General features: G+C 71.1%; 12 protein-coding genes. 6 read left to right on the top strand and 6 right to left on the bottom strand.

What is annotated here, in order from left to right:
* Positions 1–18 precede the first annotated feature (18 nt).
* Genes AC1MIR_RS02400 through AC1MIR_RS02380 form a run of 5 tightly spaced genes read left to right on the top strand, consistent with a single transcriptional unit; the run spans position 19 to position 4,360 of the window.
* Positions 19–1,020 carry a TRAP transporter substrate-binding protein gene (locus AC1MIR_RS02400; RefSeq protein WP_480026588.1) on the top strand — a complete coding sequence of 334 codons (1,002 nt, stop codon included), beginning with the start codon at positions 19–21 and terminating at the stop codon, positions 1,018–1,020.
* Positions 1,017–1,577: a TRAP transporter small permease subunit gene (locus AC1MIR_RS02395; RefSeq protein WP_480026587.1), complete on the top strand. Its 561-nt coding sequence runs from the start codon at positions 1,017–1,019 to the stop codon at positions 1,575–1,577. The genes AC1MIR_RS02400 and AC1MIR_RS02395 overlap by 4 nt, the downstream gene beginning before the upstream one ends.
* Positions 1,574–2,869: a TRAP transporter large permease gene (locus AC1MIR_RS02390; protein WP_480026586.1), complete on the top strand. Its 1,296-nt coding sequence runs from the start codon at positions 1,574–1,576 to the stop codon at positions 2,867–2,869. The genes AC1MIR_RS02395 and AC1MIR_RS02390 overlap by 4 nt, the downstream gene beginning before the upstream one ends.
* Positions 2,866–3,786 carry a hypothetical protein gene (locus AC1MIR_RS02385; RefSeq protein WP_480026585.1) on the top strand — a complete coding sequence of 307 codons (921 nt, stop codon included), beginning with the start codon at positions 2,866–2,868 and terminating at the stop codon, positions 3,784–3,786. The genes AC1MIR_RS02390 and AC1MIR_RS02385 overlap by 4 nt, the downstream gene beginning before the upstream one ends.
* A 55-nt stretch (positions 3,787–3,841) precedes the next feature.
* Positions 3,842–4,360 carry a MaoC family dehydratase gene (locus AC1MIR_RS02380; protein WP_480026584.1) on the top strand — a complete coding sequence of 173 codons (519 nt, stop codon included), beginning with the start codon at positions 3,842–3,844 and terminating at the stop codon, positions 4,358–4,360.
* Between the two features lie 87 nt (positions 4,361–4,447).
* On the opposite strand, the gene AC1MIR_RS02375 is transcribed toward AC1MIR_RS02380, so the two are convergent.
* From AC1MIR_RS02375 to AC1MIR_RS02350, 6 genes are all read right to left on the bottom strand, one after another.
* The gene (locus AC1MIR_RS02375) at positions 4,448–5,383 is read right to left on the bottom strand and encodes an N-carbamoyl-D-amino-acid hydrolase (RefSeq protein ID WP_480026583.1); all 936 of its coding nucleotides are present in this window, start codon (positions 5,381–5,383) and stop codon (positions 4,448–4,450) included.
* 17 nt (positions 5,384–5,400) lie between these two features.
* Entirely contained in the window at positions 5,401–6,153 is a 753-nt protein-coding gene (locus AC1MIR_RS02370) for an ATP-binding cassette domain-containing protein (RefSeq protein WP_480026582.1), read from the bottom strand.
* Between the two features lie 100 nt (positions 6,154–6,253).
* Positions 6,254–7,207: a sugar ABC transporter substrate-binding protein gene (locus tag AC1MIR_RS02365; protein WP_480026581.1), complete on the bottom strand. Its 954-nt coding sequence runs from the start codon at positions 7,205–7,207 to the stop codon at positions 6,254–6,256.
* Between the two features lie 10 nt (positions 7,208–7,217).
* Complete coding sequence (locus tag AC1MIR_RS02360) at positions 7,218–8,180, bottom strand: ABC transporter permease (protein ID WP_480026580.1); 963 nt, start codon at positions 8,178–8,180, stop codon at positions 7,218–7,220.
* Positions 8,181–8,232: 52 nt separating this feature from the next.
* The gene (locus AC1MIR_RS02355) at positions 8,233–9,636 is read right to left on the bottom strand and encodes a xylulokinase (protein WP_480026579.1); all 1,404 of its coding nucleotides are present in this window, start codon (positions 9,634–9,636) and stop codon (positions 8,233–8,235) included.
* 10 nt (positions 9,637–9,646) lie between these two features.
* Positions 9,647–10,615, bottom strand: coding sequence for a Bug family tripartite tricarboxylate transporter substrate binding protein (locus AC1MIR_RS02350; RefSeq protein WP_480026578.1), 969 nt, complete (start codon positions 10,613–10,615; stop codon positions 9,647–9,649).
* Between the two features lie 151 nt (positions 10,616–10,766).
* On the opposite strand from AC1MIR_RS02350, the gene AC1MIR_RS02345 reads away from it, so the two are divergent.
* On the top strand, positions 10,767–11,396 hold the full coding sequence (locus AC1MIR_RS02345; RefSeq protein WP_480026577.1) for a glutathione S-transferase N-terminal domain-containing protein: 630 nt from the start codon (positions 10,767–10,769) through the stop codon (positions 11,394–11,396).
* Positions 11,397–11,506 lie beyond the last annotated feature (110 nt).

The following is an 11,506-nucleotide window of genomic DNA, read 5'->3' as shown; positions in this document are numbered from 1 at the left end:
ATCCTGGAGGACGGAGTGATGAAGCGGCGCGACCTCATGCAGGCGGCGGGCGGTCTCGGCCTCGCCGGCATCATCGGCGGCAAGGCAAGCGCGCAGGCGCCGACGCGCTGGGATGTGTCCATCCCCTGGGGCCCTTCGGAATTCCACACCGTCAATGCCGGCCGCTTCGCCGCCGCCGTGCGGGATGCGACGAACGGCGCGGTGCAGATGACCGTCCATGCCGGCGGCTCGCTCGGCGTCCGCGCGAACGAGACGGTGCGCGCCGTCGGCGACAGCGTGGTGCCCATGGCGGAGATGGCCGGCTTCCAGAATGTCGGCGACGTGCCGATGCTCGGGATCGAGAGCATCCCCTTCCTCATCGCCAACTACGACGAGCTTGCGACCATGCACTCCCTCGTCCGCCCGATCTGGGAGCGCGAGCTGGAGCGGCGGAACAACGTGGTGCTCTACGTCGTGCCCTGGCCGATGCAGTGCATGTATTTCAAGAAGCCGATCGAGACGGCGGCCGACCTGCGCGGCATCCGCATGCGCACCTACGACCGCGTGACGGCGGAGATGGTGACGCGCCTCGGCATGGTGCCGCAGCAGCTGACCAACCCCGACGTCGTGCCCGCCCTTGCGTCCGGCCGCGTGGATGCGGTGATGACCAGCGGCACCACCGCCGTCGCGCAGCGCTACTGGGAGTTCCTGAAGCACACCTACATCACCAACCATCTCTGGGCGTCGAACCTGATGGTGGTGAACAGGGACAGCTGGAGCCGCCTGCCCCAGGCCACCCGCGACACCATCATGCAGATCGCCAAGCGCATGGAGCCGGAGTTCTGGAACGTCTCCAAGGGCGAGCACGACCTGCGCATGAATGAGCTGAAGCAGAACGGCATGACGGTGGAACAGCCCGCCCCCGCCCTGCTGCAGGCCCTGCGGCAGGCGACCGCAACCATGGCGGACGACTTCGCCAGGGCGAATGCGCCGGCCGGCCCGATCATCCAGCAGTTCCGCCAGCGCGTCGGCCGCGCGTGAAGGCAGCCGATGACGCGCGCGGCGCGCCGCCCCCACTGGCGGCGCTGCTGCGCGGCATCGACCTGCTCTGCGCCGCTGGCGCCACCGTCGCCGCCGTCTCCGCGGCGCTGCTGGCGCTGATCCTGATCACGGAGGTGATCGCGACCTCCTTCCTCGGCTGGTCGCAGCCCTGGGCGGTGGAATACGCCACCTACCTGCAATGCTTCATCCTGTTCTGCGGCGCCGGCTGGACGCTGCGGCAGGGCGGGCATATCCGCGTCGCGATCCTGCTGCAGGGAATGCCGCCAGCAGTCGCGCGACTGCTGGACATGGCCGGCACGGCCTTCGCCATCGGCATCCTCGGCTTCGCGACCTGGGCGCTGTGGCAGCAATTGCTGCGCACCGTGGATTTCGGCTCGACCTCCTACTACCCGATGGGCACGCCGCTCTGGATCCCGCAGGCCTTCCTGACGGTGGGGATCACGCTGCTGCTGCTGGCCTTCGTCGCGCGGCTGCTGCGGCTGCTGCTCGGCCTGAAGCCGGACCTCGGCGCCGGCTATGGCGGTGGCGCCGAATGACCGGGCCGCTCACCCTCGTCCTCGGCATGCTCGTCGTCACGCTGGCGGGCGGCGTCTGGGTGGGCGTGGCGCTGATGTCCATCGGCGTCGTCGCGCTCGAGACCTTCCGCGACATGCGGGTGGACCGCTTCCTGGCCGGCGACATCTGGTCGAGCTCCACGGCGGTGGAGCTGATCACCCTGCCGCTCTTCATCCTGATGGGCGAGCTGCTGTTCCACACGCGCCTGTCGGAGAACCTGTTCCGCGGCCTCTCGCCCTGGACGCGGCGGCTGCCCGGGCGGCTGGTGCATGTGAACGTGCTGGGCTGCACGCTCTTCGCCGCCGTCTCCGGCAGCAGCGCGGCGACCACCGCGACGGTCGGGCGCATCACGCTGCAGGAATTGCTGGCGCGCGGCTACGACCGGCGGCTGGCGGTGGGATCGCTGGCGGGGGCAGGAACGCTCGGCTTCCTCATCCCGCCCTCCATCCCGCTGATCGTCTATGGCGTGGTGGCGGATGTCTCGATCCTCGAGCTGTTCATCGCGGGCCTGGTGCCCGGCCTGCTGCTGGCGGCGATGTTCATGGGCTGGATCGCCTTCCGCGCGTGGCGCGACCCGTCCCTTGTGCCGCCGCAGGAACCGCCGATCCCGCGCGCCGAAGCCATCCGCTCCCTGGCGAACCTTGTGCCGATCGTCTTCCTCATCGGCTTCGTGATGGGCAGCCTCTATTTCGGCTTCGCCAGCATCACGGAAGCCGCGGCGATCGGCGTGCTGGGCGCCCTGCTCGTCGCGGTGGGCCAGCGCACGCTGACCTTGCGCGGGCTGTGGCAGGCGCTGCTCGGCACGGTGAAGACCTGCTCGATGATCGGGCTGATCCTGGTCGGCGCGCTGTTCCTGTCGAAGGCCATGGCGCGGCTCGGCCTGCCGGCCGAGGTGGCGAACGAGATCCAGTCCTGGGGCCTGCATCCCTTCATGCTGATCGCCGTGCTGCTGCTGTTCTACCTGCTGCTGGGCTGCGTGCTGGACGGACTTTCGGCGATCGTGATGACGCTGCCGGTCACGCTGCCGCTGGCGGTGGCGGCCGGCTTCGATCCGGTGTGGTTCGGCGTCTTCCTGATTATCACCATCGAGATGGCGCAGATCACGCCGCCCGTGGGCTTCAACCTCTTCGTCATCCAGGGCCTCACGCGCGACGGCATCTTCCGCATCGCCGCCTGGGCCTGGCCCTTCTGCGCCATCATGATGGTCTTCACCGCGCTGATCACGCTGTTCCCGGAAATCGTGACCTTCCTGCCGCATTCCACGCGCGGATGAGCGCGCTGATCCGGCGCCATGGCATGGCGCTGATCGCGGCGGGGGCTCTGGCCGGCATTGCAATGCCGCCGCTCGCCGCTGCGCTGCGGCCCTGGCTGCTCTGGATCTCGTTGGCGGTGATGACGCTCGCCCTGCTGCGGGTGGAGCCGGCGGCGCTCGCCGGCGTGCTCCGGCGGCCGCGTTTGGCGCTGCTCGTGCTCGCCTGGGTCACCTTCGGCGTGCCGGTGCTCGTGCATCTGCTGCTGGCGCCGCTGCTGCCCTCCGCCAGCCCGTTCCTGGCCGCTGCGGTGCTGATCGCGGCCACGCCCTCCGTCATGTCGGCGGCGGTCTTCGCCATCCTGCTCGGCGCCGATGCCGCGCTGCTGACGGTGGTGGCGATCCCCTCCAACGCGCTGGCGCCGGCCTGGCTGCCCATGGTCGCGGCCTTCATGGGCGTCTCGGCGCAGGTGGATCCCTGGGCGATGGCGCAGCGCCTGGCCATCCTCGTCTTCGGTAGCTTCGCGCTGGCGGGGCTCGCGATCCGGCTCGCCGGCAGGCCTGCGCTGCGCGCGGCGGCACCGGCGCTCGACACCTGGATCGTGGTGCTGGTGACTGCCTCGGCAATCCCCTGCATGGACGGCGTGGGGGATGCGCTGGCGGCCCGTCCGCTCGGCTTCCTCGGCATGCTGGCCTTCGCGCTTGGGCTCAACCTCGCGCTGCAGGCGCTCGGCTTCGTCGTGTTCGTGCGCGCACCGCGGGGGGGCGCGCTCTCCGCCGGCCTGGTCACCGGCACGCGCAACATGGTGCTGCTGCTGGCGGCGCTGGGCGATCCCGGGGAGAGCGACATCGGCCTGATCGTCGCGGCCGCGCAGCTTGCGCTCTTCGTCATGCCGGTGCTGGTCGCGCCCGCCTATCGCCGGCTGCGCCGCCGCACTTGACGCCGCCTGCGGCCGGCGGCACGGATTTGTCCGGACAAATCGAGAGGGGGACGCCTTGGTCCAGACCCACAAGGAAGTCGCGCCCGGCCGCTTCCGCGAGACCTTCGGCCGCTACTTCGAGGATTTCGAGCCCGGCCACATCTACGAGCACCGCCCCAACCGCACCATCACCGAGACGGAGAACACCTGGTTCACGCTGCTGACGATGAACCAGCACCCGATGCATTTCGACGCAGAATACGCGAAGCATTCCGAGTTCGGCCGCTGCATCATCTGCTCGCCCTTCACCGTCGCGCTGATGGTGGGGATGAGCGTCTCCGACGTGTCGCAGAAGGCGATCGCCAATCTCGGCTGGAAGGAGATCAAGCTCACCTACCCGCTCTTCGCCGGCGACACGCTCTCCGCCGAGAGCGAGGTGCTGGACAAGCGGGAGAGCAAGTCGCGCCCGAATGCGGGCGTGGTGACCATCCGCACGCGCGGCTTCAACCAGGATGGCAGGCTGGTCTGCGAGTTCGACCGCACCATGCTGATCGCGAAGCGCGGCTTCGAGGTGGAGGCGAAGGCGGGGTATTGAGGCCAAGGGCGCGCAGCCCCCACCCCGACCAGCCTTCGGCCTCGCGGCAATGCCGCAAGCCCCCGCACTGCGGGGGAGGGAGCAGTGTCACGCCGGCGGCTCGGCCGCAATGCGCTCCACGATCATGCGGTAATGCTCCGGCCGCCGGTGGCGGGCGAAGTTGAAGATGTTGCGCTTGATCGGGTTCGCAGCATCCAGGTCGCAGCGCGCCGTCACCAGCTCGTCGCCCGCCGTGATCGCCTGCGCCACGATCTCGCCGGTGGGCGCGATGATGCAGGACCCGCCGATCTGCTCGATGCCTTCCTCCACGCCCGCCTTCGCCACGCCCACCACCCAGCAGCCATTCTGGTAGGCGCCGGCCTGCATCGAGAGGTGGTTGTGGAACTCCGCGAGACGGTCGTGCTGCGGCGTCGTCGGGTCGTGCCGCGGCGTGTTGTAGCCCAGCAGCACCAGCTCCGCGCCCTGCAGGCCGAGCACGCGCCAGGCTTCCGGCCAGCGGCGATCGTTGCAGATCATCATGCCCGTCACGCCGCCGAAGGCGCGCCACACCGGCCAGCCGAGATTGCCGACCTCGAAATACCGCTTCTCGAGGTTCTGGAACGGCCTCCAGGGCTCGTGCTCCGCATGGCCCGGCAGGTGGATCTTGCGATACTTGCCGATCACCTCCCCGTCCTTGCCGACCAGGATCGCGGTATTGAAGCGGCGCATCCGCCCCTCCTCCTCGACCAGTTCGCAGTATCCGAGGTGGAAGCCGATCCCGAGGCGACGCGCCTCGTTGAACAGCGGCGCCGTCTCGTTGGAGGGCATCTCCCGCTCGAACCAGGCATCCAGCTCCGCCGCGTCCTCGATCCACCAATGCGGGAAGAAGGCGGTGAGCGTGGCTTCCGGGAACACGACCAGCTCGCAGCCCGCGGCCGCGCCCTGGCGCAGCAGCGCGATCAGCCGCTCCACCACCTGCGGGCGGGATTCGCTGCGCGCGATCGGGCCCATCTGCGCCGCGCCGATGGTGACGATCCTGGGCATGCCGTCAAAAACCTCCGTCAGGCCGCGCGCTGCATGATCAGCGCGGCGAGGTCGCCCGCGGTCAGCCCCGCGACCGGCCGGTCTTCCACCTTCCGGCCGCCGCGCAGGATCACCACGCGATCCGCCACCGCGACCACGTCCTGCATCGCGTGGCTGACGAGGATGACCGTGTGCCTTTCCGCATGCAGGCGCCGGATCAGCTCCAGCACCTGCGCCGTCTCCTTCACGCCGAGCGCCGCGGTCGGCTCGTCCATGATGATGATGCGCGCGTCCCAGCGCAGCGCGCGGCAGATCGCGACGGCCTGGCGCTGCCCGCCGGAAAGCCGCTCCACCGGCGTCTCCATGTCCGCGATGTCCACCGCGAGCCGCGCGAGGAAGCCGCGGCTCATCTCCGCCATGCGGCGCTTGTCGAGCAGCCCGAAGGGCGGGCGCGTGAGTTCCGACCCGAGAAAGACATTCTGCCAGATCGAGAGCCGCGGCGCGACGGCGAGGTCCTGGTAGATCGTCGCGATGCCCTTCCGCAGCGCATCCTGCGGATCGCGGAATCGTTCGTCCGTTCCGTCCAGCGCGATGCTGCCGGCGGTGGGTGCTTGCGCGCCGGCCAGGATCTTCACCAGCGAGGATTTTCCGGCACCGTTGTCGCCGCACAGCGCCACCACCTCGCCCGCGGCGATGTCGAGGTCCACGTCGCGCAGCGCCGTCACCGCGCCGTACGACATGCCGATGCCGCGCAGGGAGAGGAGTGCAGTCACCGGCGTGAAGACCCCCACCCCGACCCTCCCCCGCTTCGCGGGAGAGGGAGCCGGTTGCGCGACCTCTCCCTCTCCCGCTTGCGGGGGAGGGTCGGGGTGGGGGGAAGCGCCGGGCGCATCACAAGAACCGCCGCACGTTGTTCCCATCCACCAACGCCGCATCCATGAACAGATACGGCCCGCTGGTGACCGCGCCCTTCGGCTCGCCCTTCACCACGATGCGCTCCACCGCGTCCACGGCCCTCGTCCCCATCTCCTCGAAGGGGATGGTCACGGTGGCCATCAGCGTGCTCTCGGGGTCGGCGATGCGGCGATAGGTCTCGGCGCCGCCGTCGATCGAGACGAGCTTGATCTGGCCCTTCTTCGCGCCGCGCGCCTTCAGCAGGTCGTCGATGACGAAGGCCTGGCCGTCGAAGCTCGCCCAGATGCCCTGGGTCTGCGCGCCATGGCGCAGCAGCAGCGCCTGGAAGCCCTGGCGGACATCGTCGCGCCAGCTTGCCGTGCGCGCCATGGTGTGGCTGCCCAGCACGCGCACGCCGGTGTTCTCGCTCAGCACCACGTCCAGCACCTTGCCGCGGATGCGCGTGCCGACATTGCCCTCGAAGCGCTGCGTCAGGATGTTGCCCTGGTAGCCGAGCTCGCCCAGCAGCCACAGCGCCGCCTCGGCGCCCACCTTGTATTCGTTGACCTGGATATCGAACAGCGTGTCGTTGGACGCGCCGGACATGATGGTGACGACCGGCACGTTGGCCGCCTTGGCGCGCTGGAACTGCGCCTCCGCCTCCACCGGCTTGCCCATGCAGACGATGATCGCCTTCGGCCGCCGACCGATCAGCGTGTCCAGCTGCTCGGCATGGCGCGGCAGCGATCCCTCGCTGTTGAGCACCGTCGCGGTCCAGCCCTTGGCGCGCGCGGCGGCCGCGGCGGCATTGGCCGCGCGGGCATGCGTCTCGCTGCTCATCTGGAAGCCGATGATCGCGACGTCCATCGCCTGCGCCAGCGCCGGCCGCGCCAGGGTGGCGGCCAGCGCGGCACCGCCGAGCACCAGGCCGCGCTTCGTGATCTCCTGCATCGTCCTCTCCCTATCTCCGAAAGTTCAGCTTCTTGACGAAGGGCGCCTTGCCCGTCCCGCTCGCGGACAGCGCCACGGACACCAGGATGATCGTGCCGAGCACGATGTCCTGCCAATAGTATTCGGCGCCCAGCAGGACCAGGCCGTTGCCCAGCACCTTCAGGGTGAAGGCTGCGAAGAGCGTGCCGGGGATGTTCGGCCGCCCCGGCTCGAACATGCTCATCCCGAGCAGCACGGCGGCGATGGCGTAGAGGAAATGGTCGTTCGCCATCGCCGGCGCGGCCGAGGACAGGGACGAGGCCAGCAGCACCGCCGTCAGCCCCGCGCAGGCGCCGGCCAGCGTCAGCGCCAGGCGCTTCATCGCGCGCGTGCGGATGCCGGCCAGCCGCGCGGCCTCGTCCGCCTCCCCGGTCGCGACCAGATGCGCGCCCGTCCGCGTCCACTTCACCAGCAGCCAGGCGGCGAAGCCGGTCGCCGCCAGCCACCAGATCAGGTTCGGCACGCCGAGCAGCGTGCCGCGCGCCAGGCCGGTGAAGGACGCCGGCCAGCGACCGACGAAGGCCACGCCCTGCGTCAGCATGAAGGAAAGCCCCTTGGCGATGGCCGCGACGCCGAGGGTTGCGATCAGCGACGGCACGTTCAGCACCGTGACCGCGACGCCGTTCGCCGCACCGCAGAGCGTGCCGACCGCAAGCCCCGCGGCCACCGCGATCCAGGGATCGGTGCCGCCATGCACCAGCGCGCCGGTGATCACGGCGGCGAGCGAGGCGACCTCGGCGACGGAAAGGTCGATCTCGGCGGTGACGAGCGCCAGCGTGAAGCCGATCGCCAGGATGCCGAGGAAGGCGGTCTCCTTCAGGATCAGCGCGATGTTGTCGGGCGTGAGGAAAACCGGGGACGACAGCGCGAAGACGGCGAAGAGGGCGACGCCGGCCAGCGCGGTGCCGTAGCGGGCGAGGATGCCGCCCATCATGCCTGTCCCGTCTTCGCCGCGCGCATTGCCCAAGCTTTCCCCAGCCAGCGCCCTAGGAAAAGCCCGCCAGCGCCCGGGAGACCGGCGCCACCGCCGCCTCCGCCTGCGCGAACAGCGCGTGCAGCCGCGTCGCCATCGCATGCCGCCGTGGATCGGGCAGGAACCGCGCCGCGGTACGGACCAGCGCGGCCTGCATCGCCTCCAGCGACGCGCCCTCCACCGCCGCGAAGGCCGCGACCGCGCAGCCCAGAAGCCCGGGCTCGCGCCCCTCCGTCAGCACCACCCGCCGGCCCAGCACATCCGCGCGCAGCTGCGCCCAACCCGGCGTCGCGCCGCCGCCGCCGAGGCGCAGTTCCTCCGCCACGCGGCCGGTCGCGTCTTCCGCGCGCGCCAGCACCGTGCGGTTGTTCAGCGCCACGCCCTGCATCACCGCGCGCCGCATCTCGGCCGCACCATGCGCGCGCGTCAGGCCAAGGAAGGCGCCGCGCAGAGCGGCGTCCCAATGCGGCACGCGCTCCCCGGCGAGCGTCGGCAGGAACAGCAGCGGCAGCGGATCGCCGGGCGGGGGGTCCGCCGCCGCCACGCCCATCGCATCGAGCCAGGCGAGCAGGTCCGCGCCATGCTGGCTCGGGCCGCCGAGCTGCCAAAGCCCGTCCCAATCCACCGTCAGCAACCCGGGCGCGGATGCGGGCGCATCATGCAGAAGCCCCAGCACCTCGGTGGTGCCGGAGATGCAATAGGCGCAGCCGGCGCGCAGCGCGCCGAGGCCCAGCACCGCCGCCCAGGTGTCATGCGCCATCGCCATCACCGGCAGCCCGCCGAGCGCCTCCAGGGGCGCGGGCAGCCCCGCCTGCACATGCCCCATCACCTGTGCGGGGCGATGCAGCAGCGGCAGCAGCGACGGCACGCCCGCCGGCGCGAACAGATCGGCCGAGGCGGCGAGCCGCGCCGAGGAGATCACGTCCGAGGCGACTGCGCCCGTCAGCCGAAGGTTCAGGAAATCCTTTGGCTCGATGGCGGCGACCGCGCGCGCCAGCAGCGCGGGCTCGGTCCGTGCAAGCCAATGCAGCCGTGCCAGAGGGTGGAAGGCGTTGACCTGCGCCGCCTCCGGATGCGTCGCCGGCAGGCACGCGCGCAGATCCGGCAGCACCGCCTCCGCCCGGGTGTCGCCCCAGAGGATCGCCGGCCGCAGCGCGGCGCCCGCGGCATCCAGCAGCACCAGGCTGCGCGTGAAGGCGCTGACGGCAACGGCGCGGAGCGCAGCGAAGCCTGCGGCGTCCGCCTCGCGCAAGGCCGCCGCACCGGCGAGCACGCCCCGCCACCAATCTTCCGGCGCGGCCTCCGCCGCGCTGCGATGCGGCTCGACATGCAGCGCGCGGATCGCACCCTCGCCGCCGATCAGCGCGACCCGCAGGCTGGACCCGCCGAGGTCCACCGCCAGCACGGTGCCGCGCATGATGCGCAGGCTAGCTCACGCGCAGCCCGGCGGCCTCGATCACGCGCGTCCATTTCGTGTTCTCGTCGCGCACGAAGCGCTCGAACTCGCGCGTCCCGATGAAGGCGGCGGTGCAGCCCTGGTTGGCGAGCGCAGCAACCACCGCGGGCTGCGCAAGCGCGTCGCGCTGCGCCGCTGCCAGCCGCTCCAGGATCGGAGCCGGCACGCCGGCGGGCGCCACGATCCCCCACCAGGGCGCGATGGAGAAGCCGGGCAGCCCGGCCTCGGCGAGCGTCGGCACATCCGGCGCCTGCGGCGCGCGCGTCGGCGTGGAGACGCCGAGGATCTGGATGCGCCCGGCCGCCACATGCTCCTGCACGGAACTGAATGGCTCGAAGAAGAAGTCTACGCGGCCCGCCACCAGGTCGGTCATCGCCGGCGCCGAGCCGCGATAGGGCACATGCGTCGCCTGGATGCCGGCGGCCATGTTGAAGGCCTCGGTCGTCAGGTGGCTGGTCGAGCCCTGCCCGGCGGAGGCGTAGTTGAGCTTGCCCGGATTGGCCTTGGCATGCGCGACGAACGCGGCGGCCGTCGCGGGCAGGCCGTTGCGCACCACCAGCGCGAAGGGCCCCTGCCCGATCAGCCCGACGAAGCTGAAATCCTTGTCCGGGTCGAAGGGCACGTTCCGCTCGATCACCGGGCGGAAGAAGGTGCCGGCGCCGGCGATCAGCACCGCATAGCCGTCGGGCGGCGACTTCGCGACATTCTCCGATCCGATCGCACCGCCCGCGCCGGCGCGGTGATCCATCACCACCGGCTGACCAAGCGCGGGCATCATCGCGTCGCCGACGATGCGCGCGATGTTGCCGGTGGCGCCGCCCGGCGGCCAGGGCACGACGCAGCGGATCGGTCGGGTCGGGAAGGCACCCTGCGCGCGCAGCAGGGAAGGCGTGGCGACCGCCAGGGCGGCGGTGGCGAACAGGGTCCGGCGCGTCGTCATGCGGCATCTCTCCTCGGCTGGCGCTCATGTTGCACATCCCCCACGCTGCGGCGCAACATCCGCGGCGACGCCGATGGAGGCCCCGCGCGTGAGCAAGCCCGTGCTGCATCTGGGAAGCGCCTGGTCCTCCTCCTAGTCGGTGGTCGGGTGGATGGCCTGCCGCCTCGGCGGGCTGGAGGCGGAGGAGCGCACGATCTTCCTCTCCCGCCCCGACAGCCCGGCGAAGCTGCGCGCGATCAGCCCCTCGGGCCGCGTGCCGGCGCTGCACCTGCCGGATGGCACGGTGCTCTGGGACAGCTTCGCCATCGCCGAATGGCTGTGGGAGCGCGACCCCTCCTGCGCGATCTGGCCGCGCGATGCGGCGAAGCGCGCCCATGCCCGCTGCATCGCCGCCGAGCTGCACGGCCATTTCGACGAGGTGCGCAACGGCCTGCCGATGAACCTGATCAAGCGCTGGCCGGTGAAGGACGGGCTGCCCTCCAACGTGAAGCTGATGAACCGGCCCGGTGTGCGCGCCGGCACGGAGCGGCTGGAGGCGATCTGGCGCGACGCCGTGGCGCGGCATGGCGGGCCCTATCTGCTCGGCGCGGAATTCTGCTTCGCCGATGCCGTGATGGCGCCGATGTGCAGCCGCTACGTCACCTACGGCGTGGAACTCGCGCCGGACTCGATGGCCTTCATCGCCGCCCAGATGGACAGCCCGCTGATGCGCGCCTGGCGCGCGCGGGCGGAAGCGCAGGCCGACGAGGTCGGGCGCGAGGTGGTGCTGCAGTACCCGTGATTGGTGCCCCCATGCGCCGGGAGCGGCCTCCGGCCGCTTGGCTTCGCGTCAAGCACTGTTGCGCCTGTCGCGCGGATGGTGTGGGCGCGGGCCGCGTTCGCGGCCTCGGC

This window comes from Falsiroseomonas sp. RANM36, from assembly GCF_056682175.1.
Note: the sequence above shows the minus strand (reverse complement) of the source record. Positions and strands in the feature narration are given on the sequence as shown.